Origin of the sequence: Micromonospora craterilacus, from assembly GCF_003236315.1 — a bacterium.
GTDB lineage: Bacteria > Actinomycetota > Actinomycetes > Mycobacteriales > Micromonosporaceae > Micromonospora > Micromonospora craterilacus.
Window position 1 is genome coordinate 1 of sequence record NZ_POTY01000082.1, and the last position, 26962, is coordinate 26962.

The following is a 26962-nucleotide window of genomic DNA, read 5'->3' on the forward strand; positions in this document are numbered from 1 at the left end:
GAGTAATAGGGCGGCGGCGGCTGTGAGGGTGCGTGGCGCTCGCGGCATGGACTCCTCCTGGGGTGGGGCGATGTCGGCATCGCGGTGTATTGGGGAACCGGAGAGCGCTCTCACAACGAAGTTTGTCGATGTTGAGTGGAACTGTCAAGACTGTTGGTAGTTGCCGGTGGCGGTGTTGACCGCGATGACCCGGTCAATCAGCCCGCCGTCGGGGAAGATCGGCGCGACGGACCGCCCTCACCCGACAGGACGAGTAACGAGCGCCACCACGGGTACGAGCCGGGCGTGGCGGCGATCAGCGACTACGCGCTTCTCGGGGACTGCCACGGGGCCGCGTTGGTGTCGTCGGACGGGTCCGTGGACTGGTGGTGCCCGGCGCGGTTCGACGCGCCGAGCGTGTTCGCGCGCCTGCTCGACGCCGCCGGAGGGCACTGGTCGATCCGGCCGTCCGGGCGGTACACGACGACCCGCCACTACGTGGACGGGACGATGGCCGTCCGCACGGAGTTCCGTACCGAGAGCGGGGTGCTGCGGCTGACCGACGCCCTCAGCCTGGGCGCGGGGGAGCGCGGCCACCGGATCGGCTTCACGTCTCCGCACGTGCTGATCCGTCGGGTGGAGGTGCTCGCCGGTACGGTGGAGGTGACGGTCGAGGTCGCGGCCCGACCGGAGTACGGCCTGGTCAGCCCCACCGTGACCGGCGTGGCGACCGGGATCGAGCTGACCGGCGGCGCCGACCGGCTGATGCTGACCAGCGATCACGAGCTGACCGTCGACGGGTGCCTGGTGACCGGGCGGTTCACGCTCACCGAGGGCCAGGACATGGTGTTCGCGCTGCACCACCGCAGCGCCGCCGAGGCGCCGGTGGCGCTGCTCGACGGCCGTGCGGCGCTGCGGGACACGGTCGAAGGTTGGCAGTCGTGGGACCGTATCCATCAGGGCTACCAGGGGCCCTACCGGGAAGAGGTCCGGCGCAGCGCGCTGGTGTTGCAGGCGCTGACCTACCAGCCCACCGGTGCGGTGATCGCCGCGCCCACCACCTCGCTGCCGGAGGAGGTCGGCGGGACGGCGAACTGGGACTACCGGTTCGGCTGGCTCCGCGACGGCAGCTTCACCCTGAAGGCGCTGTGGGTCGCCGCCTGCCCCGACGAGGCCCACCGCTTCTTCGACTGGAAGGCCGCGTCGGTGGGTTCGGTGACCGCCGAGGACCACGTGCCGATCATGCTCGGCGCGGGCGGCGAGCGCGATCTGACCGAGCACATTCTGGACCACCTCGACGGCTACCAGGGCAGCCGGCCGGTGCGGGTCGGCAACGACGCCTGGCGGCAGCGGCAACTCGACGTGCTCGGCGAGGTCATGGAGTGCGCGTGGATCCTGCGGGAGCGGCTCGGGGACCTGTCGCCCGCGGCCGCGACCCTGCTGCGCGCACTGGCCGACCGGGCGGCCGACACCTGGCCGGAGGTCGACGCCGGCATCTGGGAGGGGCGGGAGGGCGAGCGGCACTACCTGACCTCGAAGCTGATGTGCTGGGTGGCCCTCGACCGGGCGATCCGGCTGGCGCCGCTGTTGCACGCCGAGGCGGAGGTCCCCCGGTGGTCGCGGGCGATGGAGCAGCTGCGTGCGGCGATCCTCACCACGGGCTGGAGCACCTCGGTCGGGGCGTTCACCGGCGCCTTCGGGTCCGACCACCTGGACGCCGGTGTCCTCGTCATGCCGATCGTCGGATTCCTCCCCGGCGACGACGAGCGGGTCCTGGCAACCGTGGACGCCATCGAACGCGACCTGGTCCGGGACGGCCTGGTGCAACGCTGGACCGGATCGGGTGACGAGGGCGCCTTCGTCATCTGCTCGTACTGGCTGGTGGAAGCGCTGGTGCTGGCCGGCCGGACCGAGCGGGCCCGACAGATCTTCGAGATGGTCACCGCCCGGGCAAATGATCTCGGTCTGCTGTCGGAGGAGATCGACCGGCGCGACGGCAGCCTCATCGGGAACTTTCCCCAGGCGCTGTCCCACATCGGCCTCATCAACGCGGCCTGGGCCATCGCGCAGGGCGAGGCGGGCGGCAACGGGTCGTAGCAGCACGGTGCCGCCCGCGCGGCGGGGGCGTGTCACGCAACCACCTGCGTCCCGGTTAGCGCCACGACGAGCGGGTAAGCCCGGCCGGGACAGGATCTGCGGAGGGAGCACCCTGATGACCGGACGGCTGCACGGGAGGACCGCCCTGATCACCGGCTCAGACTCGGGCATCGGGCAGGCGACCGCCATCGAGTTCGGCCGGGAGGGCGCCGACGTGGTGGTGCACTACCTGCACGACCACGCGGGGGCCAACCACACCAAGGCCGAGATCGAGAAAGCCGGTCGACGTGCCGTGGTGGTGCAGGGTGACATCAGCGTCGAGCACCAGGTCGAGGCGATGTTCGACGAGGCGTTCGCCGAGTTCGGCACCCTGGACATCCTGATGAACAACGCCGGGGTGGACGCCTCCGGCATCTTCGTGGCGGACCTGGACACCGAGACCTGGGACCGGGCCATCCGGACCAACGTCTACGGTGCGTTCTTCTGCTCCCGGCGGTTCGTGCGGCACCGCCGCGACCAGGGCGGATTCGGCAAGATCATCAACATCACCTCGATCCACCAGGAGGTCGCCCGCGCCGGCGGCGCGGACTACGACACCTGCAAGGGCGCCCTGCTCGAGTTCGCCAAGAGCCTCGCCCTGGAGGTCGCCCCGATGCGGATGAACGTCAACAACATCGGCCCGGGGATGGTGCTGACCCCGTTCAACCAGCGGGCCATCGACGACCCCCAGTACCTGGAGGAGCAGGTGCAGACCATCCCCTGGAAGCGGGCCGCCCAGCCGCAGGAGATCGCCAAGGTGGCGGTCTTCCTGGCCAGTGACGACGCCGAGTACGTCACCGGGTCGACCTACTTCATCGACGGCGGCCTGATGCAGAACCAGGGCCAGGGGGCGTGAGCCCGCGACCGTGACCTGAGCGCATCGACCATCTACTATCGACGGCGGCTGGAGCCGAGCGGTCGAAGAGGTGTCCATGCGCAAGCCGATGCTGTCCCTGGTCGCCGTACCGTGCCTTCTGGTGGCGCCTGTGCTGGCCGTGCCGCCGCCGCGCAGGCGGTCATCGAGTCGATCCAGGATCCGTCGCTGGACTGGCCGGGTGCGCCGGCGCTGCCCGCCTGGCGGGCGTGGATCGCCGGCCCGGCCGACCCGGTCGCGATGGCCTGGCTCGAACGGGCACTCTCCGGGCTCAACCGGCCGGTCGAGCGGCTGTCCCGGGCCCGGCTGGCCTGGCTGCTCGGCGCCCAGCACGCCCGCCTCGGCCGGCGCGCCGACGCGATCCGGTTACTGGAGCTGGCCTGCAGCGAGTACGCGGCGACCGGCGCGGCCGGCCTGCTCGCCCGCGTCGCCGCCGATCTCCAATCGGTCACCGAGGTGAGCGGTATCGCCACTCCGCCGCCGGGCCGCGCGGTCCGGGCGGCTGGGTCGTCGCCGGCGGAGTCGACCGAGCCCGCCGGCCCGGCGGAGGCCGATGCCGAGGGCGGCGCGGGCCCCGCCGCCCGGCTGACCGCGACGGAGTTCCGGGTCGCGGCCGCCGTCGCCGACGGGCTCAGCAATCAGGAGGCGGCCCGGCGGCTGTCGGTGTCGGCCAAGACGATCGAGTTCCACCTCGGCAACATCTACCGCAAGCTCGGCGTACGCAACCGGACCGAACTCGCCCGGCACCTGTTGCGCTGACCCGCCGGTGCACTCCGGTCAGGCGAACCGGGCCGGGTCGCCGGCGCCGATCCTGACGATCTCCGGCTCGCCGTCGGAGAAGTCGACCACCGTGGTCGGTTCGGTGCCGCAGTCACCCGCGTCGACCACCGCGTCCACGGCGTGATCGAGGCGTTCCTTGATCTCCCAGCCCTGGGTCATCGGCTCGTCGTCGCCGGGCAGCAGGAGCGTGCTGGACAACAACGGTTCGCCCAACTCGTCCAGCAGCGCGCGGGTGACCGGATGCGCGGGGATGCGTACCCCGACGGTCTTCTTGCGTGGGTGCAGCAGCCGGCGCGGCACCTCCCTGGTGGCGGGCAGGATGAAGGTGTAGCGGCCCGGGGTGGCCGCCTTCACCGCCCGGAACACCGCGTTGTCGAGTTGCACGAACTGGCCGAGTTGGCCGAAATCGCGGCACACCAGGGTGAAATGGTGGCCGCTGTCGAGGTGGCGGATCTCCCGGATCCGGTCCATGCCGTCCTTGTTGCCGAGCTGGCTGCCGAGGGCGAAGCACGAGTCCGTGGGATAGGCGATCAGCCCGTCCCGGCGGACGATGTCGACCACCTGGCCGACGGTGCGCGGCTGCGGGTTGTCCGGGTGCACGTCGAAGTACCTCGCCATGACCGGTAGCTTAGAGCGACCGGAACTGTCGCCTTGGCGACAGTCTCCATCCGCCTTAAAGGTCGACGTTCATCGTTGTCTTTATGGTCGTACGCGCTCCCGGCGGCGGCTTCGGGGAGATGCTCAGGTATCCCGCGATGCCCACTCCGGTACGGGTCACCGTGCTCGTCTTCGCGCTGCTGTCGCTGCTGTTCGCCCTGGCGACGGTGCACCGGATGCTGGCCCAGGGCGGCTCGCTCGGCGCCGCCGTGTTCTTCGCCGTGATGGCCACGGCGTGCGCGCTGGTGGCGGTCAGCCTGGCCGTCCGCCGCCCGTGGGCGCCCTACCCGGCGTACGCCCTGGCGGGCCTGTTGGCCGCCGCTTCGCTCGGCCTCTTCGGCGCGATCACCGTCGTCGGCCTGGGCCTGCTGGTCTGGGTGGTCTGCGCCCTCAACATCCGCGCCTCCCGGGACTGGTTCAGCGGGCGCCGTCGGCTGCGCTGACCTCCCGGGGGCCGGCGCGGACGGTGCACCCGCCAGGCACGGGCAGGCTCAGGTTCCCGCCGCCCGGCCGCTGTCGCCCGCGCCCGTACCGGCCGCCGCGGCAGCCGCGGCCGCCACCTCCCGCCGGCGGACCGCCGCGACCATCGCCGTACCGACCGCCATCACCACGCCGGCCATGAGCAGTGCGACCGAGCCGTCGACCCGCAAGGTCAGGATCGCGGCGGCCAGGGCACCGAGCCCCATCGCGACGATCGCCCCGAATCGCCGCAGCCACGCCGCTCCGGCGCCGCCGGCGGCCCGGCTGTCGGTGGACAGGTTCACGATCGTCATCGTCACCACCACCGTGGAGAGGTCCCGGATGCCGATGTGCTTGACCGCTGCGGCCTGGGCGCCGAGCACCAGGGCCAGCAGTCCGGTCGTGACCAGCATCGCGGCCTCGCCCGGTGCTCCGGTGCCGAGCCAGAGCCCGGCCAGGGCGAGCGTCAGCGCGGTGCCGCCGGCGAGGATGGCGAGACCGGAGCGGGGCAGCTTCGCCGGCCCCGACGCATTCCTGGTCAGCCGGGCGGCCAGCACCGCGCCGAGCATGAAGGCCAGCAGCGCCACCAGGTTGTTGAGCACCGGCAGGCCGGAGACGCCGGCCAGACCGAAGCCGATGAAGAGGACGTTCCCGGTCATGTTGCCGGTGAAGACCCGGTCCAGGGCGAGATAGCTGACACCGTCGATCGCCCCCGTCGCCACCGTCAGCACCAGCAGCGGCACGTCGTACGTCTTGATCATGATCCTTCCGAGGCTCGCCGGCGAGCGGACGCGTGGCCGTCGCCGGGAGACGCCGAGGCCGCGCGGCGTGCGGTGGGAGTGGGCGTGAGCAGGGCGATCGACCCGACCAGAGTCTACGCAGCAGCGACGGACGACCCCGCGCCACGTCCCGCCGGTGGCCGGTGTGTGCGGCCCGCTCGGCGGCTCAACCGGGCCGTGTCGATGCCGGCGTTGGCGTGGGGGATGCCTGCGTCGCCGTACCGGTGTCGGGCGGGAGTAGCGCAGCGGCCGGTGGCCGACCGCGATCGGACAGCCCGGCGTACGCCTTCTCCGTCAACCGCAGAGCCAGCCCACAGCCGCGGACGTTGCCCAGCTCGTGGCACATTCGCAGCGCCGCTCGCGCGTGGTTCAGCGCCTCGACGTGGAAGCCGGCCAGGTGTTCGGTCTCGGCGAGGTTGGTCAGCATGAGACTTTCCCGGTGCTGGTCGCCGAGCTCTCGGGTGATCGCCAGACCGGCCTCGTGGTGCCGCAGCGCCCCGGCTATGTCGCCCAGGCGGCGCAGCACGATGCCGATGTTGTCCAGGGTGGAGCCCACCCTGTATCGGTCGCCCAGCGACTGCCGGATGGTCAGCGTCTCCCGCAGATACCGCAGCGCCGTGTCGAGGTCGCCGCTGTCCCGGTAGGCGTTGCCCAGGTTGTTCAGGCAGGTCGCCGTGCCCGCCTGGTCGCCGAGCTCGCGCTGCGTCGCCAGGGCCCGCTCCAGCAGCGTGATGCCGTTGGCCAGCCGGTTGTGCCGGAGCATGGCGATGGCCAGCATGTTGAGCGCCTTCGCGGTGCCAGGTCGGTCGCCGAGCTGCTCGGCGGCGGCGACCGCGAACTGCCCGAACCGTTCCTGGTCGCCGTAGTGGCCGGCGTAATCGAGGTACTTGGCGACCACCAGCCCGAGGCTGTGTACCTGGTGCAGGTTGTCGCCCGCGTCGAGCTGCTGGCCGGCGATCATCAGCAGGTTGGTCCGCTCGCACTCCAACCACTGCCAGGCCTGCTCCACGCTCGCCGGTCCCAGCAGCAGGTCCCCGTCGGGGTGCCGCAGGGCGTCGTAGGGCAGCGTGTCGTGCGGGAAGAGTAGTTCCGCGGCCGTCGCCGCGGCGGCGAGGAAGGCGGTGGCCAGCCGGCGCAGGGCCGCGGCCCGGTCGTCCGCCGGGTCCGCCGCGGCGGCCTGCTCCCGAGCGAAGATCCGCACGCTGTCGTGAAACCGGTACCGCTCGTCGCCGGCCGGCTCCACCAGGTGGGCGTCGAGCAACTGCTCCAGCGCCCACTCAATCCGGTCGACCGGCGCGGCCAGCAGTACGGCACAGCCGGCGGCGGTGGTCTCGGTCCAGTCCGGCAGCGAGGCGAGCCGGAACAACCGGGCCGCCTGCTGGCGTTCCTCGTCCGGGGCTTCGGCGAAGGTGCGGTAGCCCAGTCGGATGCTGGTCCGTACCGACAGGTCCCCGACCTGAAGTTCGTCGAGGTGGCGCCGGTGGTCGGTGATCCGGCTGGCGAGGGTGGCCAGCCCCCTGCTGTCCGGTCGGCTGGCCGCGCGCGCCCCGACGATGCGTAACGCCAGGGGCAGCCCGCCGCACAGCTCGATGATCGCTTCGACCGCGGCGGGGGTGGCGGCGACCCGGTCCGCCCCGCACAGGTGCACCAGCAGCGCCCGGGCCGCGGGCCCGGGTAGCGGACGCAACGCGATCCGTGCGTTGGTGTCCAGGTCGGCGAGCTTCCAGCGGCTGGTCACCACGGTCGCGCACCGGGCGCCGCTCGGCAGCAGCAGGCGAACCTGCGCCGCCGACGCCGCGTTGTCCAGCACGACGAGCAGCGAGCGACCGGCGGTGGCGGTACGGAACAGCGCGCTCGCCTCTTCGATCGAGGAGGGCGCCGAGCGGACGCCCAGCGCGTGCAGGAAGCCCGCCAGCACGTCTGCCGGTTCGGCGGGCGCGATGCCGGCACTCGCGCCGTGCAGGTCGACGTAGAGACAGCCGTCCGGAAACCGTGCGGCGGCCCGGTGGGCGGCGTGCAGGGCGAGCGCGGACTTGCCGATGCCGCCGGGCCCGACCAGCGTTAGTACGGCGTGGTCGGGGGCGAGGCCGGCCAGTACCAGCTCGAGTTCGTGGTCGCGGCCGACCAGCACCGGCGACGGTGGCGGCAGCTGGAACGGGACCGGCCGGGCGGGGATCGTCCGCGGGTCGGTCGGCCCGGCACCGCCGGTCGACAGGACGCCGATGGTCTGGGTGGTGCCGGCTGGATCGCCGGGTCGGGACCGGGGCGTGTGGACCGCCGTGGGCTGCCAGGGCGGGTCCCCGTCCGGTGCCTGCGGGTCGACCCGGGGGAGTTGCCGGTTGGCGGCGAGGTGGCGCCAGGTGTCGAGCCATCGGGCTTGTCGGGCGAACGGCACGTTGCATGCCCGGAGCAGCGCGAGGACCAGATCTCGGCGGGGTAGCGTCGAGCGGCCGAGCATCGTGGCTAGCGTGCTGGCGGGAAGCACGTCGCCGTTGGTCTCGGCGCGCCGCGCGATCAGCCGGTACGGAAGGCCCGACTGGTCGCGAAGCCGCCGCAGCAGTGCCACGAACTGCGCCGCGTCCGTGGCGGTCGTGAGGTCGATGTCGGAATCTGCGATGTGCTCCATTCAGCCCCGTTCAGTCGCGCGTGGTGAACCCACCAGACTTCGACCGCCATCACAATAACCCGCCGATGCGAACCCGTACGGCACGGTGTGGTGCCGTGCGGACCGGGTCCGCGCCCGTGACCGACGAACGGATTCGAACAGGCCCGAACGGCGACGACCGCCTGTCCCGCCGCCGGAGCTGTGAAGCTTTCCGCGTCGTCATGTCTGCTGTGGAACACGGGTGGATCGGTGCGAAGTCACGAACGGTGGTTGGCCGTCGCCCGGCTGCTGCGGTACGCGGGCCCGCTCGCGGTGGCCGCCGGGGTGCTCAACGTGTCCATCGGTGTGCTGCCGTTGGGCTTCCTCGTCGGGATGAGCGTCATGCTGGACCGGCTTGCCTCGGGCGGCGACGAGCTGCCGCTGCTGGCGGCCGCCTTCGGCTGCTTCCTCGTCCAACAGGTATTGGCGCCGTTCCAGCCGGCGCTGGGGGAGGCGATCGCTCGCCGCGTCGACCGCCGCTGCCTCCACCGGCTGCTCGCCGTGTCGTTCCGGCGGGCACCGATACCCGCCCTGGAAGATCCGGGGACGCTCGACAAGCTGGCGGACATCCGGGCGGCGTTCGATGGTGACCTGCCCACGCCGGGGCGGGCGGTGGCCGGCGCGTTGGCGTTGGTGGCCCGCTACAGCCAGCTCGTCGGTGCGGTCGTACTCGTCGCCGTCGTGCTCGGTGCCCCGGCGGCGGTGGCCGTGGGGGTGAGCGCGCTGGTCGTCCGCTTCGGGCAGCGCGGCTCGCTGGGCCGGTTCGCGGCGCTCTGGGACGGGCTGGCCGGCGCCCGGCGTCGGGTGTTGTACCTGCGCCGTCTCGCGGCCGGTCCGGAGGCGGCGAAGGAGATCCGGGTGCTGGGCCTGCGCGGGTGGCTCAGCGAGCGGCACCGGCAGGCCAGCGAGGAGTACCTCGGCCCGCTCTGGGCGGGACGGCGTCGGCTGTTGGCCGCACCGTTTCTCGGCTACGCCGCGGTCGGCCTGGCGGGGGCCGCGTACGCCCTGGTCGAACTGGCGCGAGCCGGCGCGGGAGGCACCCTCACCGTGCTCCAACTCGCCATCGGCGCGCAGGCGGTGCTCATCCCGATCCGGTTCGGTGTCTACTTCCCGGAGTCGGATGTGCAGACCCAGTTCGGGGTTCAGGCATACCGTGCGCTCGCCGACCTCGAGGCACGAGTGGAGCGGGTCTCACCGCCGGGCGCGGGGACCGATCCGGTTGCCGGGGCGGGTGTGGCGGCCCGGACGCAGCTGGTTGCCCGGCCCGTGGCGGCCTCCCCCCGCGGTGAAATCCGGTTTCAGGATGTCCACTTCGCCTACCCCGGCGGCAGCCCGGTCTTCGCCGGACTCGATCTGACCCTGCCGGCCGGCCGCTCCACCGCCTTGGTCGGGCTCAACGGCGCCGGCAAGACGACGCTGGTCAAGCTACTGGCCGGGTTCTACCGCCCGGACCAGGGCACGATCAGCATCGACGGTCGGGATCTGCGGGAACTCGACGGCGACAGCTGGCACCGACAACTCGCGGTCATCTTCCAGAACTTCATCCGGTACGAACTCACCGCGGCGGAGAACATCGGACTCGGGGCGCCCGGGCGCCGCGGCGACCTCGCGGCGGTGCGCGACGCCGCGCGTCAGGCGAGCGTGCTGGACGTCCTCGACGACCTGCCGGCGGGCCTGGCGACGCCGCTGTACTCACGCCACACCGGCGGCCAGGACCTCTCCGGCGGTCAGTGGCAACGGGTCGCGCTGGCACGAGCGCTGTTCGCGGTCCGGGCGGGCGCCTCGGTGCTCGTACTGGACGAGCCGACCGCACACCTCGACGTGCGGGCCGAAGCCGACTTCTACCACCGTTTCCTGGAGACCACCGCCGGCCTCACCAGCCTGGTGATCTCGCACCGATTCTCGACGGTCCGCCGGGCCGACCACATCGCGGTGCTGGAGCGGGGGCGGGTGGTGGAGTATGGCGACCACGACGGTCTCCTCGCCTCCGGCGGCCGTTACGCGGAGATGTTTGCCCTGCAGGCCCGCCATTTCGTCGATCTCGCCGGCGGCGGTGCCGAACCGTACCGATCCGTTGGTGCCCGGCGCTCCACCGACCGCGGCGGGCCGGGCACGGTGGAGGTGGATCGGTGACCGGACCGCTGCGGGCAGTCCGCTACCTGCTCGCCCTCGCGGTCCGTACCGACCCGGCCCGCCTGGCCGTGGCCGGCACGCTGATGCTGCTGGGCTACCTGGCCACACCCTTCATCGGCGTGCTGCTCGGGCAGTTGACGGACGCGGCGATCGCCGGAGCCGCGGGTACGACCACCTGGCTCGCCGTCGCACTGGCCGTGCTGCTGGTGTGCGAGCTGATGATGGGCCACTTCGCCCACCTCTACCACCACGAGCTGGGTGAACGGCAGGAGTCGGCGATCGACCGGGACCTGCTGGACATCGCCCATGGTGGGGCCGGCCTGCGCCACTTCGACGATCCCGGCTTCGTCGACGCGCTCACCCTCCTACGCCAGGACGTCCACCAGACGCGGCCGGCGCTGGAAGCCGTACTCCAGTTGCTCGGCATCGGAGTGCAGCTGACCGTGACCACCATTGTCCTCGCGTTCGTGGATCCGTGGCTGGCGCTGCTGCCGGCGGCGGCGCTACCGCCGGTGCTGTTGTCCCGGCACGCCCAGGATCTGGTCGATCGGGCTCGCCGTAGCCAGGCGCGGCGGATCCGGACCACCGTGCATCTGATGGATCTTGCCGCTTCGGCCGACGCTGTGAAGGAGATCCGGCTGACCGGAGCCGATGAGTTCCTGCTGGCCCGGCAGGACGCGGACTGGGCGGCGACCACCTCGGTGCTCGGCCGCGCGCACCACGCGGCGGCGGGACTGCGTGCGCTCGGGCAGGTGATCTTCGGTTGCGCGTACGGCGGCACCCTGCTGATCGTGGTGCAGCGGGCGGAGCGCGGGGATGCCAGCATCGGTGACGTCGTACTGCTGGTCACCCTGGCGGTGCAGGTCTCCACGCAGGTCGCCGGCGCGCTGGGCCTACTGGGGACGTTGCAGGCCGCCGGCCACACCGTGCGGCGGCTGGATTGGCTGCGCCGCCGAGCGGCAGTCGACTCGCCGCCGAACGCGCCCACGCCGACCGTGCCGCCCATGCCGACCGTGCCCGCACCGGCCGCGCCCGCGTCGATCATGCGTCGATTGGTCGCACGGCGCGGCACCGGGCCCCGAACCGCCGTACCGGCTTCGCGGCCGCCCGGTGGCGGCCTGCCCGACCGCCTGGTCACCGGAGTCCGACTGCTTGGCGTCACCGTGCGTTATGCCGAGAACGCGGCGCCGGCGCTGCGCGACGTCACCCTCACCATCCCCGCCGGCGCGACCGTCGCCGTGGTCGGTGAGAACGGCGCGGGCAAGTCCACGCTGGTCAAGCTGCTGTGCGGGTTCTACCAACCGAGCGCGGGCCGGCTCCTCGTCGACGACGTCGAGTTGACCGGCGCCGCCGCCGAGCAGTGGCGGTCGCGGATGTCGACCCTCTTCCAGGACTTCGCGCGGCTGCAGTTGACCCTGCGGGAGAACGTCGGCGTCGGCCACCTTCCGTCGATCGGCGACGACACCGCGATCTCCGTCGCGATCTCCGCCGCGGGCGCCGAGGCGGTCACCCAGCGGGTGCCCGGCGGCCTGGACGGACTGCTGGGCCGGGACTACGGCGACGGGGCGGAGTTGTCCGGCGGACAGTGGCAGCGGCTCGGACTGGCCCGCGCCTTCATGCGGCCGCGCCCGCTGCTGGTGGCGCTCGACGAACCGGCCGCCGCCCTGGACGCACGGGCGGAGCACGCCCTGTTCCAGCGGTTCAAGCGGGTCGCGCGTTCGGCCCGGGAGGAGGCTGGTGCGGTGACCCTGTTCGTGTCGCACCGGCTCTCGACGGTGCGCGAGGCGGACCTGATCATCGTGCTGGACCACGGGCGGGTGGTCGAGCTGGGCGACCATGGGCAGCTCATGGCGCGGGACGGGCTCTACGCCGAACTGTTCCGCCTGCAGGCCCGCGCCTACCGGTGATGGCCCGGCCGTCGGCGGTCAGCGCCGGTCGGTGGACACCGGGTGTCCGGACGGCTGCGGCGGTGCATTGTCGTGCCGCACCGGCCGCACCTCGGTGACCGGCCCGATGCTGTCCGCGGATACCTGGTCCGTGGCCGCGCGGACCAGCAGGCGCTCCATCCCGGCCAGCGCACGCGACATCTCGGGCAGCGGCACGAACGTGGTGTCGGCGAGCAGCTGAACGGTGGTGGCCGAGCCCGCCACGCCCGTCGTGACGAAGTAGGTCGCGTCCACTCGGGGCCAGCCCCCGTCCTCGACGATGGTGGTTTCCCGACAGAGCGCGGTGAGCTGCTCCGCGGTCACCGTCGTCCCCGCCGCCGCCGGCCGGTGGTCGGCGGGCCGGATGTCGTTGAAGTAGGCGCTGAGGTCGATCTCCGCACCCCGTTCCCGGGCCAGGTCCGCGTGTAGCCGGCGCATCTCGTCCGGCTCGTAGTACCCGGTCTGGTACGCGGTGAGCATCGCGCCCAGCATCGCGCTCGCCGCCTCGTCGAACGACCGGCCGGTGAGATCCACCCGGAGCAGCCCGTTCTGCGCGAACGTGCCGATGACCCGGCGCCGCCGGGCGTCGAACCGGTTGTGCACGATGATCTGCATCGCGAGGTCCGGGTGGCCGGTCACCTGGCCGAGCACGCACGCGGCCGCCGCGCACAGGACGGCCGAGCTGGTGACCCGCCGCCGCACGGCGATCTGGTCGGCGGCCAGGGTCACCGCTCTCGATGCCATCGTCAGCGCCCGGAACCGCGGCTGTGCGGCGGGGACGGCAGGATAGTCGAACAGCGTCGCTGGCGCGTCGGTCAGGGCGAGCCGCCAGTGCTCCAGCGCGCGTGCGTGGCGTTGCAGCAACGGCGCCGTCGCCTCGTCCGCCGCGATGTCCAGCGGGCCGACCGGCTCGTCGGCGACCTCGCCGCCGCCGAGCACCCGCTCGAGTTCGGCGACCAGCAGCAGCGCTCCGGTGCCGTCCACGGCGAGATGGCTGAGCACCAGCAGAAGCGTGGCGGGGCCGCCGGGAGCCGTCACCAGCTGTGCCCGTAGCGGCCAGTCGTATTCCGGCCGGAGCTTGACCGACCGGCGGTGCTCGTACAGGCCCTGCACCGTGGCGTCGACCGCGTCCGCGGATACCTCGTGCACGTCCAGCCGGATGGCGCCCGAACCGTCCACCATCTGGCGTACCTCGCCGTCGGTTCGAACAAAGCGGGTACGCAGCGCCGCGTGGCGCGCCAGTACGGTCCGGAGCGCGGCAACGACGCCGTCGACACCAACTCCAGCCGGTATCGCCATCCGGTAGCCCATGTTGAAGTAGCCGATGTCTTCGCGCACCCACTCCACCGACCGCAGGATCGCACGCTGCCCCCAGGTCAACGGGGCGGCGCCGCTGACGGCCCCGGACACGGAGATCCGTCGAAGATCAGTCATCGCAGCACTGCCTTTCGTGGTGTCACGGGCCGGGGCGTGGATGCCGGTGCCCCACCGAGGACGGCGGGGCACCGGCGCGGGCCGGACGCCGGCCCCCTGCCGATCAGGTCCAGCTGATCCCGCGGGTGGTCTTGCGGCTCATCGGGCACTCCTTTCCGTCGGGCGACCCGTGGTGGGCCGCGAACGATCTAAGGTGTATCGACCGGGGACTCCGGGCGGGAAGGACCCGGCGCGTTCGGGACCGTTCGGGGTTGTTCGTGGCCGGCGACCAGCAACCGGCGGCTGACGGACCGCCACCGGTCGCGCGCCGCCCCGGTGCGCCGCAGTGAACCGGTCGCCGCCGGCCACAACGCCAGCGCGGCGAGGACCGCCACGGTACCGAGCAGCCCGGTGGCACCGACCACGGTGGTGGCCCGCCAGTGGTCCGCGGCCGCGCCGGCCGAAACCATCCCGAGACCCTGCAGTCCGGCGAGGCCGGTCAGGGCGGCTCCGAACGCTCGACCGCGGTACGCGGCCGGAACCGCTCGACCGAACATCGAGTTGAGCGGGACGGCGAACGCCGTACCAAGCCCGGACAGCACGAGCAGACCCATCAGGACCGGCGGCGGTGGCGCGGTGCCCACGGCGACCAGCACCAGAACCGAGAGCACAGCGAGCAACGGGATCAGCCGGGCCCGTACCTCGGGCGGGCAGAACCGGGTGACGGCGATGCCGCCGACCGTCATGCCAAGTGGGGCGCTGGCCAGCAGCAGCCCGACCATGGCCGGCCCGCCACCGTACTGGGCGGCGAGCGGAACGGCGAGCCCCTCCGCGGCGCAGGCGAACGTGCCGGCGATCCAGAGCAACAGCAAGTACGCGCGCAGCGCCCGGTCGGTCAGCACCAGCCGCATGGCGGCGGCGAACCCGTCCTGCTCGGCACGGCGACGCGGCGCGGGCGCCGGCGACGCGGGCACGCCGCGCAGCAGGAGTACGGCGGAGAGCACGAACGTGCCGGCGTCCACCAGAACGGCGCCCTGTGGGGTCAGCAGCGTGACGAGCGCGCCCCCGATGGCGAAGCCACCGACCTGGGCGACCTGTGCGGCGATGTTGTCCAGGCCGTTGGCGACCGGGTAGCGGTCACCGTCGAGCAGCTCCGGCATCAGCGCGGCCCGGGCCGCGACGAACGGCGGACGAAGCAGGTTCACGGCGAAGGCCAGCGCCACCACCGCGCCGGGCGGCAGCATCGGCAGCGCCAGCAGCGGGATGACCACCGCCCGCGCGAGGTCACACACCACCATGACGCGCCGACGCGGAAACCGGTCGGCGAACCCGGAAAGCAGCGGTCCGCCGACCAACCAGGCCAGGTACGAGCTGGCGAAAGCGGCCGCGGCCAAAAGCGCCGACCCGGTCGTGGAGTAGACGATGAATGACACGGTGACCGCGGTCAGTTGATCACCCACGAGTGACAGCACGTACGCACCGAACAGGTGCCGGTACTCGCGTACCGCGAACACCTGTCGGTAGGTCGCGGCCTGCCCCATGGTCGTGGCCCCCTCGGTGAGCTGGCGTCTCCGGCGCAGGTACTCCATCACGCCGCGGACCGGACGACACCGCGGTGCCTGCGCGGACACGTTCAGATCTGTTCCGAACAAGGCCGAACGCCGGCTCCCCTGGCGCCCCTGGGCCGAGCGGGGTTTGCATGTCGAGGTCACCGTCGGCGCTGCCGACCCTGGTGCCTGGCGGCGCCTGACTCTTTCCCGGAGGTGTCCGTGACCACCGCTGTGCCCCGAGACCAACTCGGCATGCCGTCGCCGTACGTTCCACCGGACAGCGAGCTGGAGCACCGGCTGGCGCAGCTCTGGGAGGCCCGGCTCGGTGTCAGCCCGATCGGCCGGCACGATGACTTCTTCCAGCTCGGCGGGGACTCCCTGCTCGCCGCTGAGCTGCAACTGGACATCGACCGGGCGCTCGGCGTCGAGGCGGACGCGGCCACCCTGTTCATCGCACCCACCGTTGCCGAGCTGGCCGCCACCGTACGGGACCTGCTGCCGCCGTTCCCGGCGGGAATGCCGGCACCGGTGTCCACCATGGGCCACCCGCCGGCGCCGTCCGCTGTGGGCGCCATGGTGCCGGCGCTCCCGGCGGGTGGGGAGTGAGCCCCCGATCCGCGCCCGGCGGCGCCGCGCCGCCCGGCCCGGCGCACCTCGACCCGGGGGAGCTGTCGCGGGTCGACCTCGCCGACCCGGCGCTGCTGGCCAGCGATCGGCGGTACGCGGTGTGGGATCAGCTCCGCCGGCATCGGCCGGTGCACTGGCAACCCGTGGCGGACGCCGGCACGGCGCGCGGATTCTGGTCGGTCACCAGGTACGAGGACGTAAACCGGGTGCTCGCCGACCACGTTTGTTTCACCTCCGAGCGGGGCACCCTGCTCAACCTGCTGGGCCGCCGCGATCCCGCCGCCGGCCAGCAGATGGCGGCCACCGATCCGCCCCGGCACGACCGGATGCGGCTGCCGGTGCAGCGCGCGATGAGCGCCTCGTCCGCCCGCCGGTACGTCCAGGACGTAACGGCCGGGGTGCGCGCGCTGCTAGCCGACCACGCCGCGGGCGGGTCGTTCGACGCCGCGACGGTGCTCGCCGGACTGCCGCTGGTGGTGGTGGGGCCGCTGCTCGGAGTCCCCGTCGCGGACTGGCCGGACCTGACCCGGCTGGCCGGCATGTGTACCGCCGAGGACGACCCGGCCTACCAGCTCCCCGAGGGCGCCGAGGCGACCCTGCGGCGCGGCCACCGCGAGCTGTTCGCCTACTTCACCGACCTCGCCCGGCAGCGGGCCCGCCGCGGCGGCGAGGACCTGGTGAGCCTGCTGCTCAGGATGGAGGTCGACGGGGAGCCGCTGGGGCGGGGATCGGTGGTGTCCAACTGTTACAGCCTGCTGCTGGGCGCCAGTGTCACGCTCCCGCACGTGCCGGCGGCGGCACTCGCGCACCTCGCCGGAACCGACCGGTACGCCCGCTGGGCGCACCGGCCCGACCTGCTCACCAGCGGCGTCGAGGAGGCGTTGCGCTGGGCCTCGCCGGCCAGCCACTTCATGCGGGTGGCCCGCCGCCCGGTCGACCTGTCCGGGGTGACCGTCGCCGCCGGTGAGGCCGTCGTCGCCTGGTTGGGATCGGCGAACCGCGACCCGGCGGTGTTCGCCCACCCCGACGAGTTCGACGTACGGCGGGCACCCAACCGGCACCTCGCGTTCGGCGCCGGCCGGCACTACTGCATCGGCTCACACCTGGCCCGGCTGGCGCTGCGGTTGTTCTTCGCCGAACTGTTCGCCACCTTCGAATCGCTGACGCCGGATGGCGAACCCGTGCGGGTGCGGTCGACCTTTCTCAGCGGTTACCAGCGGCTTCCCCTGGTCGGGTGGCCCCGTCGGAGGGACGACAGTTGACTGTGACCGAAGTGTCCGGATCGCCGCTGACCTACGCCCAGGAACTGCTCGACGAGTTGGAGCGCTGGAGCCCGGGGCGGGTATCCGGCCCCCGGTCGGTGCTGTCGGCGGCCCACCGGGTCACCGGCCCGGTGGACACCACCGTGCTGCGCGCCGCGCTCGGCGATGTCGTCGCCCGGCACGGGGCGCTGCGGACCGTCGTCGTCGCCGACAGCACCCGGCGGTACCAGCGGGTCCAGCCCCCGGAGCCGGCCACGCTCACGGTGACCGACCTCGACACCGACGACCCGCCGGAGCGGTTCATGGCGTCGATCGGCCGGCTGGAGCATCCGAGCGACGCGGTGCCCCGGCTGTGGGCGTACCTGGGACGGTACTCGGAGCGCGACGGGCTGCTGGTGCTCGTCGGCCACCGGGTCGCGGTCGACGAGTGGTCGTTGTCGGTGCTGGCCCGCGACCTGGTCGCGGCCTACACCCGCCGGGTACGTGGGGTCGACCCGCTGGACGGCGCCGTCATGCAGTACGTCGACATCGCCGCCGACGACCGTTCCGCCCAGTGGCAGGCGCGCATCCGCCGGCTGGTCCCGTACTGGCGCGACCGTCTGCGCGGCGTCACGGAACTGGGCCTGCCGGTGGTGCCCCTCGCCAGCGCCCGGCGGTCGGGTGCCCCGGGCCAGGGGCCGACGGAGAGGACGGCCACCGCGTCGTTCGCCGTCGACGAGGATCTCTGGCGGCGTGTCGCGGACGCCGCCCGGCGCCGGCGAACCACACCGTTCACCGTGCTGTTCACCGCCTTCGTCGCCGAGTTCTTCGCGGGCACCGACGGTGCGGCGGTGGTGCCGGTGCTCACCCCCGGGCGCATCCCGTCGGAGTGGGAGACCGTCGGGTGCCTGTTCAACATGCTCTCGATGCGGTTGGACCTCTCCGGTGACCCGACCGCGGAGGAGCTGCTGCGCAGGGTCGACGCCACCTGCCGGGAGGCGTACGTCAACGACATCCCCCTGATGCCAGTGGTGCGGCAGACGCCGGAACTCGCTGCGGCGCTGACCAGCCGGGACCGGGTACTGCCGTTCTTCCAGTACGTACCACCGCCACCGGTGCGCCCATTGGTGGACGAACCAGCCGTCGACCTGGCGCCGCTGGACGTCGCCCTGTCGGCCATGCCCCTGATCCCGACGGCGCTGCGGTGGCGGCTCGTCGGCGCGGGCCCGGTCACCGGTCAGGTCGGTTACGACCCGACGCTGTTCGACGGTGCCTGGGTGGCCGAGCGCGTCAACGGCTACCTGCACCGGCTCGACCAGTTGGCAGGATTCCGGTGAGCGGCTGGGAACCGCAGCTGGTCGGAGCGGCGGTCACGTACCCGCCGCACATTCTCGATCTGCTGGAGCCATGGTTCGACGCGGACGGTCCAGCGGTCAGCGACCGGGAGGCGACGCTGACCTACCGCGAGCTGGCCGACCGGTCCGCCGCGCTCGCTCGGGAACTGCGGGCGCACGGGGTACGGCCCGGGGACTGCGTTGTGGTCCACGCGCTGATGTCCCGCTGGGCGGTGGTCGGCATGCTCGGGGCGCTACGCGCCGGTGCCCGGTACGTCGCCGTGGACGCCGCCTTCCCGGTGGCCCGCCAGCAGCTGATGGCGGCGGCCTCCGGAGCCCGGGTGGCGGTGACCGAGCCGGGACTACCGCTCGCCCTGGACGGTCTGTCCGTGGTGGAGATGGAGCAGCTCACGCACCGGCCGGCGGATTCGCTCACGGAGCCGGCAGCGGCCGGTGCGGCGCCGGCGAGCGGTCGTGGTGAGGCCGCCTACACCTGTTTCACCAGCGGCTCCACCGGGGTTCCGAAAGGGGTGACCGTGTCGGCGTCGGCGTTGGCGTACTCCACGGCCGCCCGGTTGGCCTACTACCGGGAGCCGGTCCGGGTGTTCCTGCTCTGCTCGTCGATCTCTTTCGACAGCTCGGTCGCGGGGATCTACTGGACCCTGGCCGGTGGGGGACACCTGGTCATCCCGGCCAGCCGCCCCGCGGACCTGGTCGCCGTCGGCCGTGCGGCCCGCCGCTGGCGCCCCTCCCATCTGCTCATGGTGCCCAGCCTGTACCGGGTCGCGCTGCGCGGGGGCCTCGCCGCGGACCTGGGTTCGCTGTCGACGTCGATCGTCGCCGGCGAGGCGTGCCCACCTGCGTTGGTGGGCGAGCATCTGGCGGCGTTGCCACGAACCCGGCTCTACAACGAGTACGGACCGACCGAGTGCACGGTCTGGTGCACCGTGCACGCTTGCGGCCCGGCCGACGTCACCGGCATCTCGGTGTCGCTCGGTACCCCGATACCCGGAGCCCGCCTGTACGTACGGGACTCCGCCGGCGCCCCGGCGCGCCCCGGCGAGGTCGGCGAGCTGTACGTGGGCGGGCCAGGCGTCGCCCGACCGGCCACACCGGACCCGGACCCGGACAGCTCCCCGTTCCGCCCGGTGGACGATGAGTGGCTCTACCGCACCGGGGACCTCGTCGCCGTCGGTAACGACGGGTTGCTGACCTTCCACGGTCGCCTCGACGACCAGCTCAAGCTCGGTGCCGTACGGGTGGAGCGGGGGGAGATCGAGCATGTGCTGACGGCCGCCGCCGGGGTAGCCGCCGCGGCGGTGGGCGTGGTGACCAAAGGCGCCCGGCACCGGGTGGTCGGGTTCGTGGTGCCGACGGGCACGGTCCCGGACGTGCCCCGGATCCGGGCGTTCATGCTCACCCGATTGCCGGCCGCGGCGCTGCCGGTCCGGTTCGAGGCCGTGTCGAGCCTGCCGGTACTGCCGAACGGCAAGGTGGACCACGGCGAACTGGACCGGCGCGCCGCTTCACTGGTCGCCGTCTGAACCGCGGAAGATCGTCGCCGGCAGCGGCGCTGTCAGGGATGACCGCGTCGTTGCGACGTTTGCATGGCCGCGCACCCACAGAATCCGTCAGGTGTCTGGTGCCTCCGTTCTGAGCTGGCAGTTACGGTCGGGTGACCAAAAAACGGGTCGGTGATTCACGTGGACAGCAGTCGGGTCGCGGCACCGACTGTGTCGGGCCATTCGCCGTTATTCGGGCGGGCCCGGATAACGACGGAAGGGGCTCACGATGGCGCGACGAAGCGTGCGTCGACGGGTCGCCGCCCTGGTGGCGGTGCCCTGTGCGGCTGCGTTGGTGCTTTCCTTAGGTGTTGCCGGACCCGCGGCTGCCAGCCCGGACGGGGTCGGGCCGGTCTTTGTCGACGGTCAGGCCCAGATCGTCCCTGAGTTCGCGAACTCCAGCAGCTGGATCCGCCAGCAGCTGTGGGTGGAGAGCGAGTTCGACTCCGACGGCGACGGCAAGCTCGACCGGATGCACGTGGATGTCACCAGGCCGGGGCAGACCGCCGACGGGTTGAAGGTGCCGGTCGTCTACGAGACCAGCCCCTACTACGCCGGCACGGCGTCCACCCAGTCGCAGTACTTCTGGAATGTGCGACACGAACTCGGTGAGGAGCCGCCGGCTCGGATCTCACCGCCGGCGGTCGCCCACCGGCCGACCCGGACCTCGGTGTCCACGAGTGAGGTCAGCACCTGGGTGCCGCGCGGGTTCGCCGTGGTGCACTCCGACTCCCCGGGTACCGGCCTGTCGCAGGGCTGCCCGACGGTCGGTGGCAGCAACGAGTCGCTGGCCCCGAAGGCGGTGGTCGACTGGTTGAACGGCCGGGCGAAGGGCTACACCAGCGTCGACGGCGACGTGGAGGTCTCGGCGACCAGCTGGTCGACCGGCAAGGTCGGCATGACCGGTACGTCGTACAACGGCACTCTGCCGCTGGCCGCCGCCACCACCGGTGTCGACGGGCTGGAGGCGATCATTCCGATCGCGCCGAACACCTCGTACTACCACTACTACCGTTCCAACGGCCTGGTCCGGAACCCCGGAGGCTGGGTCGGTGAGGACATCGACTACTTGTTCGACTACATCCACAGCGGCTTCCCCGACCGCCGGGCGTACTGCATCGAGCAGGTTCGGGTCAACGAGTTGAACCGGTTCCAGGACCGGAAGAACGGCGACTACAACGACTTCTGGGCCGGCCGGGACTACCTGCACGCCGTCGGCGGCGTCAAGGCGGCCACCCTGATGGCGCACGCGTTCAACGACTGGAACGTGATGCCCGAGCACAGCGTGCGGATCACCGAGGCGCTGAAGAAGCAGGGCACGCCGGTGCAGATGTACTTCCACCAGGGTGGGCACGGTGGCGCTCCGCCGCTGGACATGCGCAACCGGTGGTTCAGCCGCTACCTGTACGGCATCGACAACGGTGTCGAGAACGACGCGCGGGCCTGGGTGACCCGGAACGAGATCGGCGCCAGCCAGCTCACCCCGTACGCGGACTACCCGAACCCGGCCGCGAAGCCGGTCACCATGGTCCTCAAGCCCGGCGGCGACACCACCGGCGGGCTGACCCCGCTGGCCCGACCCGGCACGGGCGTCGAGTCGCTGGTCGACGCCGGCAACACCGCCTGCAACGCCGGCACGCTGGCCACCACGGTGTCCGACCAACGGCTGCTCTACGTGACGCCGGAACTCACCGCACCGGTGCACATCTCCGGCTCGGCGACGGTGACGCTGCGGATGAGCGCGAGCAAGGCGGCGGCCAACCTGTCGGTGGCCCTGGTGCGGCTGCCGTGGACCAGCGCCTCGGGCTGCACGTCGAGCACCCAGGGCAGCACGACCAGCATCATCACCCGCGGCTGGGCCGACCCGCAGAACCGCAACTCGCTCACCCAGAGCGAGCCCCTGGTGCCGGGCGAGTTCGTCGACGTCACCGTGCCGTTGCAGCCGGACGACCAGGTCATCCCGGCCGGGTACCGGATCGGTCTGATGGTCTTCTCGACCGACCGTGAGTTCACCCTGCAGCCCGCCCCCGGCACGGTGCTCAACGTGGACCTGGCCGCCACGACCCTGCGGCTGCCCGTGGTCGGCGGTCCGCTGGCGATGCCGATCTGCGCCACCACCGACACCCGGGCGACCGTGGTGATCGGCGGCGTCAACAGTGGTGTGGCCAACCGCTCGCTCGCCGGCAACTGCACCATCAACGACCACATCCTCGACGGCGAGCAGTGGCCGAACCACGGCCAGTTCGTGACGCACGTCAACGAGGTGGTGGACCAGCTGATCGCGGCCGGCGTGCTCAAGCCGAACCAGCGCGGTTCCATCGTGTCGGCGGCCGCCAGGTCGGGCGTCGGCAAGTAACGAGGTGGTACGGGGAGCTTCCGCGGCCGCCGCACGGTGCCAGGTCGGCCGTCCGGTGACCGCGGAAGCTTCCGGTTCAGGTTTTCTGATGCTGTCGCTCGATGCCGGCGAGAGGCACTGCCGGCGAATGGAAATGAGGTGAGAAGCCAATGAGAGTCAAGGTTGCGATGCTCGCGGCGGCTGCCTTGGTCGCCGGTATGTTGAGCGTGACCATGGGCCCGGCGAGCGGCGCCGAGGCGGACGGCCCGCCGATGCCGTTGCCCAACCCGAAGGTGCATCCGATCCAGATCACCGGCCCGGCGGCCGAGCGGCTGAATCTGATCATCCTCGGTGACGGCTACCAGTGGGACCAGCAGAAGGTCTTCCTCGAGGACGTGGACCGCAACCTGGCGGTCATGTGGGCCACGGAGCCGTTCCGCACCTACCGCAACTACATGAACGTGTACGCGGTGGAGATCGCCTCGATCGACTACGGCGTCCGATGCGACCCGGACGGCCGGGTACGCCATCCGGACGGCACGATCCGGGACACCGGCCAGCGGGAAGGGCCGATCAACGCCAAGAACACCGCGCTGCGGATGATCTACCAGGACGGCTGTAACGACCCGCTGTCGCGGGGCACCGTCTACGGCGGTGCGCCGGTGAACTGTGCGAACTTCGCCGCGTACTACCCGGCTGGGGTCAACCCCTGTGAGACCGGTTCGCAGGCGCACAACCGGATCATCGACACGTACGTGGCGCCGGTGCTGGGTATTCCCCGTACCTCCCAGAACGTGCAGACCCTGGCGATCTTCAACACGTTCACGTACGGCGGTATCGGCGGCACGAACGCGACGACCTCCGGCGGCTCCCCGCAGGGTCCGCTGATCTCGCTGCACGAGATCGGCCACTCGCTCGGCACCCTGGCCGACGAGTACCCGTACTCCTCCCGGGACGTGGTGCGGGCCTGCTACACCGGCGGCGAGCCCGGCAGCTTCCACCACACCATCCGCAGCGCGGAGCAGCTGGTCGAGGAACAGCACAAGTGGTGGCGTTGGGTCGGCGAGGAGAGCCTGTCCGGCGGCATCATCGGGGCGCACGAGGGCGGCGGCACGTACCCCTGCGGCCAGCGCCGGCCGAGCGAGCACTCGATGATGCGCTGGATCGGGTTCGACTTCGACCAGGTCGGCCTCGAACACATGGTCGCCCGGGTGACCGGTATGCGGAACTCCGGGCAGATGAACGTCCGGCACACCCCGGCGGGCACGGTGGCCTCCGACAGCGTGCTGTGGGTGGAGAGCGGGCAGCCGCGCTACCACGAGCTGGAGGTCACCTGGCGCGTCGGTGGCCCGGACGGCACCGTGCTCGACACGAACAACGCCCGCGACGTCGACCTCGGCGAGCTGGACCTGCCCGCCGGGACCGTGGTGCACGTCGAGGTGCGTGACCCGGTCGGCCCGGACGGCATCGACTGGGTCCGTAACCCGTCGACCAACAACACCGCCACGAACTCCGGCTTCAACGGGCCCCGGTTCGTGCAGACCCGGCAGTGGACGGTGGGCGACACGAAGGCGACGCCGTCGGCGCCCGAGGCGACCATCACCGGTGCCACGATGAACAGCCAGCCGGTCGCCGGTGACGAGGTCGTCTTCGTGCGGACCAACCACCCGACCGACCGGATCGTCAAGGTGACCTGGTCGCTCGACGGCACCGCACTGCCGAACCCGCACAACAGCCGCAGCCTCGACCTCGGCGCGCTGAACCTGGCGGCGGGCACCTACCAGCTGGTCGCGACGGTGACCGACCCGGCGGATCCGGGTGGCGTCTCCGACCGGATCGAGTGGACGGTCGACAACGCCCTGCCGACCGCGCCGCGTACCCTGTCCGAGCCGCTGACCCGGCTCGCCGGCAGCACGGAGCACCCGGTGTACTTCAACGGGTGGGACATGTGGCTGGACCCGCAGGACGACCGCACCGGGTACGACGAGGACCGGTACGTCGTCGGCCAGCTCCGGCTGAACAAGCAGGGCTGGTTCCACTACTTCGGGTTCCCCGAGCAGCCGATGCCCGAATCGCCGTTCCAGTTCCGCCACTCGGGCACGAACGTGAAGGCGCTGACCTACGGCAACCTCGGCACCGGTGGCCTGTCGAAGGCGACCTTCGAGCAGACCCTGCCGGACAACCACCCGAGCGGCGGGTTCGTGCCGGGCTTCGGCACCCACCTGGTGGAGCACCGGGCGATCGACGCGGCCGGCAACGTCGGTGTGCCGAGCGCCTACCAGGCCACCGTGCTGCCGGGCTCGTCGCCGGACTGCACCACCACGTTGACCGGCAAGCAGCCCAAGCTGGTGGTCAGCGAGGGCGTCACGTGCCTCAAGGGCGCCCAGGTCAACGGTGGCGTCACGGTCCGGGCCGGTGCCTCGCTGGTGGTCAGCGACAGCTCGATCAACGGCGGTCTGACGGCGGCCGGCGCCCAGGCGGTGCAGCTCTTCGGCAGCACGGTGAACGGGGGAGCCAAGATCACCGGCACCGCCCGGGACGTGACGATCGCCGGCAGCCGGGTCAACGGCTCGCTCACCCTGTCGGACAACGTCCAGGCGACCGCCAACGAGCGGTTCAGCCGGCTGGCCGGCGCGTACGGTCCGATCCTGGTCGGCAGCCGGATCACCGAATCCCTGAACTGCACGGGCAACAGCGCGGCGGTCAAGGACTTCGGCGCTCCGAACACGGTGGACGGCCCCAAGGGCGGTGACTGCGCGGCTCTGTAGCACGCCGTCGCGGTAGCAAGGACCACGTGGTGGGCCGGCGCAAGCGCCGGCCCACCACTCACATCCCCTGACGGAGCGGGGCGAAAGCCGCCCGGATCTCCTTCGCGAAGAGTTCCGGTTCCTCCCACGCCGCGAAGTGTCCGCCCTTGTCGACCTCGTTGAAGTAGACGAGATTGCGATAGCTCTGCTCGGTCCAACTCTTCGGTGCCTGGTAGATCTCGCCGGGAAACACCGTCACCGCGACGGGAAGCGATATCTCGTCCGTCTTCTGGGCCGCCGAGCTGAAATTGTTGTTGTTGTTCTCCCAGTAGAGCTGCGCGGAGGACACGGCACTGTTCGTCAGCCAGTAGAGCGAGATGTCGTCGAGCATCTCGTCCTTGGTGAGTGACCGCTCGGGCTCGCCGCCGCTGTACGTCCACTGGGCGAACTTGTCGTACATCCAGGCGGCGAGTCCCGCCGGAGAGTCCGTCAGGGCGTAACCCACGGTCTGCGGACGGGTCTGCATCAGGACGCCATAGGCACCGTTCTTGCCGAAGAACGTACTGAGCCTCTCGAAGGCGGCCTTCTCCTTGCCGGACAGTCCCGCGGGCGCCGGCTCGCCCACCTGGATGGCGGTCGCGAGATCGCCCGGGACCGTCGCCGGCATGCTGACGTGTATCCCGAGAAGTCCCGCCGGTGCCTGACGCCCCATGGCGTCGGCGACGACCGATCCCCAGTCGCCCCCCTGCGACACGTAGCGTTCGTAGCCCAGTCGCCCCATGAGTTCGTGCCAGGCACGCGCGATGTGATCGGGGTCCCAGCCGGTGCTGCCGGGTCGCTGGGAGAACCCGTAGCCCGGCATCGAGGGTATGACGACGTCGAAGGCGTCCTCGGCGCGTCCACCGTGGGCGGTCGGGTCGGTGAGCGGGCCGATGACCTTCAGTAGCTCGATGATCGAGCCGGGCCAGCCGTGCGTGATGATCAGCGGCAGGGCGTTCGGGTGCTCGGAGCGGACGTGGATGAAGTGGATGTCGAGCCCGTCGATCTCCGTCATGAACTGCGGCAGCGAATTGAGGTTCGCCTCCGTCTGCCGCCAGTCGTAGCCGTCCCCCCAGTAGCGCACCAGCGCCTGGATCTTCGCCAGCTGCACGCCCTGTGACTGGTCACCGACGGTCTCTTTGTCGGGCCACCGGGTCGCCGCGATGCGTCGACGCAGGTCCGCCAAGTCCGACTCGGGAACATCGACGCGATAGGAGCGGATGTCAGTTTTGTTCGCCACTGTGCCCGTCCCTCACCTGGGTTGGTTCACGGAACCGCGGAGTCGGCGTCGGTGCGTCCACCCGACAACCGCCTGGCCCGCATACCCGCGAGAGGAAACCCCGAACCAGCTGCCGAGTGGCGCGGCAGAACGGTTGACCGGGTCACTCGCCGGCGACAAAACCGACACCGAACACGGGCAGCGCGGCGAGGGACGAGGAACGCCGAAACGGGTCTTCGCGGTAGCGAACCCGGGCCGCCCGCGACCGGGTGAACGGGCCGGGGGAGCGTTCCGTCATGCGGAACGCTCCCCCGGGTCCTACCGTGGATCGGTGTTACCGATCAGCCGACAAACTTGAAGTAGCTGCGGTACTGGAATCCGTTGTCGAGGGTCAGGACGAACTCGCGGCAGGTGCCGGCCCAGCTTGGGTCGGTCTTCCAGACGTAGTTGTACTGGCCGTTGGCGCTGACCGACATCTTGGAGTTGCCGGGGTTGACTGCTGCGACGGGGGTGGGGCGCGGCGTGATGG

20 protein-coding genes are annotated in these 26962 nt (G+C 71.7%); 12 read left to right on the forward strand and 8 right to left on the reverse strand.

Annotation, left to right across the window (positions count from 1 at the left end; all coding sequences use genetic code 11):
- The first annotated feature begins 285 nt into the window (after window positions 1-285).
- The 3 genes from C1I95_RS14870 to C1I95_RS14880 all read left to right on the forward strand — a co-directional run bounded on the left by C1I95_RS14870 (window position 286) and on the right by C1I95_RS14880 (window position 3748).
- The gene (locus C1I95_RS14870; RefSeq protein ID WP_111214422.1) at window positions 286-2076 is read left to right on the forward strand and encodes a glycoside hydrolase family 15 protein; all 1791 of its coding nucleotides are present in this window, start codon (window positions 286-288) and stop codon (window positions 2074-2076) included.
- A gap of 115 nt (window positions 2077-2191) precedes the next feature.
- Entirely contained in the window at window positions 2192-2971 is a 780-nt protein-coding gene (locus C1I95_RS14875) for a glucose 1-dehydrogenase (RefSeq protein WP_111214423.1), read from the forward strand.
- A 111-nt stretch (window positions 2972-3082) separates the two neighbouring features.
- Entirely contained in the window at window positions 3083-3748 is a 666-nt protein-coding gene (locus tag C1I95_RS14880; protein ID WP_111214424.1) for a helix-turn-helix transcriptional regulator, read from the forward strand.
- 18 nt (window positions 3749-3766) lie between these two features.
- On the opposite strand, the gene C1I95_RS14885 is transcribed toward C1I95_RS14880, so the two are convergent.
- A complete protein-coding gene (locus tag C1I95_RS14885) occupies window positions 3767-4387 on the reverse strand; it encodes an L-threonylcarbamoyladenylate synthase (protein WP_111214425.1) in 621 nt (206 codons plus the stop codon).
- Window positions 4388-4470: 83 nt separating this feature from the next.
- On the opposite strand from C1I95_RS14885, the gene C1I95_RS14890 reads away from it, so the two are divergent.
- The gene (locus tag C1I95_RS14890) at window positions 4471-4869 is read left to right on the forward strand and encodes a hypothetical protein (RefSeq protein WP_111214426.1); all 399 of its coding nucleotides are present in this window, start codon (window positions 4471-4473) and stop codon (window positions 4867-4869) included.
- Between the two features lie 48 nt (window positions 4870-4917).
- On the opposite strand, the gene C1I95_RS14895 is transcribed toward C1I95_RS14890, so the two are convergent.
- Both C1I95_RS14895 and C1I95_RS14900 read right to left on the reverse strand, forming a co-directional pair.
- A complete protein-coding gene (locus C1I95_RS14895; protein WP_111214427.1) occupies window positions 4918-5646 on the reverse strand; it encodes a YoaK family protein in 729 nt (242 codons plus the stop codon).
- A 184-nt stretch (window positions 5647-5830) separates the two neighbouring features.
- A complete protein-coding gene (locus tag C1I95_RS14900) occupies window positions 5831-8290 on the reverse strand; it encodes a tetratricopeptide repeat protein (protein ID WP_111214428.1) in 2460 nt (819 codons plus the stop codon).
- Window positions 8291-8518: 228 nt separating this feature from the next.
- Here C1I95_RS14900 and C1I95_RS14905 point away from each other — a divergent pair, with 228 nt between their 5' ends.
- Both C1I95_RS14905 and C1I95_RS14910 read left to right on the forward strand, forming a co-directional pair.
- Window positions 8519-10441, forward strand: coding sequence for an ABC transporter ATP-binding protein (locus C1I95_RS14905; RefSeq protein WP_199523752.1), 1923 nt, complete (start codon window positions 8519-8521; stop codon window positions 10439-10441).
- The gene (locus tag C1I95_RS14910; protein WP_199523753.1) at window positions 10438-12348 is read left to right on the forward strand and encodes an ABC transporter ATP-binding protein; all 1911 of its coding nucleotides are present in this window, start codon (window positions 10438-10440) and stop codon (window positions 12346-12348) included. The genes C1I95_RS14905 and C1I95_RS14910 overlap by 4 nt, the downstream gene beginning before the upstream one ends.
- Before the next feature lie 18 nt (window positions 12349-12366).
- Here C1I95_RS14910 and C1I95_RS14915 read toward each other — a convergent pair whose 3' ends face one another.
- A complete protein-coding gene (locus C1I95_RS14915) occupies window positions 12367-13800 on the reverse strand; it encodes a condensation domain-containing protein (protein WP_111214429.1) in 1434 nt (477 codons plus the stop codon).
- A gap of 188 nt (window positions 13801-13988) precedes the next feature.
- Complete coding sequence (locus tag C1I95_RS14920; RefSeq protein WP_111214430.1) at window positions 13989-15368, reverse strand: MFS transporter; 1380 nt, start codon at window positions 15366-15368, stop codon at window positions 13989-13991.
- A 180-nt stretch (window positions 15369-15548) separates the two neighbouring features.
- Here C1I95_RS14920 and C1I95_RS14925 point away from each other — a divergent pair, with 180 nt between their 5' ends.
- The 6 genes from C1I95_RS14925 to C1I95_RS14950 all read left to right on the forward strand — a co-directional run bounded on the left by C1I95_RS14925 (window position 15549) and on the right by C1I95_RS14950 (window position 25196).
- Window positions 15549-15935: an acyl carrier protein gene (locus tag C1I95_RS14925; RefSeq protein WP_233513677.1), complete on the forward strand. Its 387-nt coding sequence runs from the start codon at window positions 15549-15551 to the stop codon at window positions 15933-15935.
- Window positions 15932-17218 carry a cytochrome P450 gene (locus C1I95_RS14930; RefSeq protein ID WP_111214432.1) on the forward strand — a complete coding sequence of 429 codons (1287 nt, stop codon included), beginning with the start codon at window positions 15932-15934 and terminating at the stop codon, window positions 17216-17218. The genes C1I95_RS14925 and C1I95_RS14930 overlap by 4 nt, the downstream gene beginning before the upstream one ends.
- Before the next feature lie 2 nt (window positions 17219-17220).
- On the forward strand, window positions 17221-18534 hold the full coding sequence (locus C1I95_RS14935; protein WP_233513678.1) for a condensation domain-containing protein: 1314 nt from the start codon (window positions 17221-17223) through the stop codon (window positions 18532-18534).
- The gene (locus tag C1I95_RS14940; protein WP_146605729.1) at window positions 18531-20075 is read left to right on the forward strand and encodes an amino acid adenylation domain-containing protein; all 1545 of its coding nucleotides are present in this window, start codon (window positions 18531-18533) and stop codon (window positions 20073-20075) included. Before C1I95_RS14935 ends, C1I95_RS14940 begins: the two co-directional genes overlap by 4 nt.
- 247 nt (window positions 20076-20322) lie before the next feature.
- Entirely contained in the window at window positions 20323-22449 is a 2127-nt protein-coding gene (locus C1I95_RS14945; RefSeq protein ID WP_111214435.1) for a Xaa-Pro dipeptidyl-peptidase, read from the forward strand.
- A 149-nt stretch (window positions 22450-22598) separates the two neighbouring features.
- On the forward strand, window positions 22599-25196 hold the full coding sequence (locus C1I95_RS14950) for a M64 family metallopeptidase (RefSeq protein ID WP_111214436.1): 2598 nt from the start codon (window positions 22599-22601) through the stop codon (window positions 25194-25196).
- 58 nt (window positions 25197-25254) lie between these two features.
- Here the strand turns inward: C1I95_RS14950 and C1I95_RS14955 are convergent, their stop codons facing one another.
- The 3 genes from C1I95_RS14955 to C1I95_RS14960 all read right to left on the reverse strand — a co-directional run.
- A complete protein-coding gene (locus C1I95_RS14955; RefSeq protein WP_111214437.1) occupies window positions 25255-26454 on the reverse strand; it encodes an epoxide hydrolase family protein in 1200 nt (399 codons plus the stop codon).
- 142 nt (window positions 26455-26596) lie between these two features.
- Window positions 26597-26731 carry a hypothetical protein gene (locus tag C1I95_RS36910; protein ID WP_267900701.1) on the reverse strand — a complete coding sequence of 45 codons (135 nt, stop codon included), beginning with the start codon at window positions 26729-26731 and terminating at the stop codon, window positions 26597-26599.
- 43 nt (window positions 26732-26774) lie between these two features.
- Window positions 26775-26962 (reverse strand): PxKF domain-containing protein (locus C1I95_RS14960; RefSeq protein WP_146605730.1); only part of this gene is annotated, 188 nt, incomplete at its 5' end.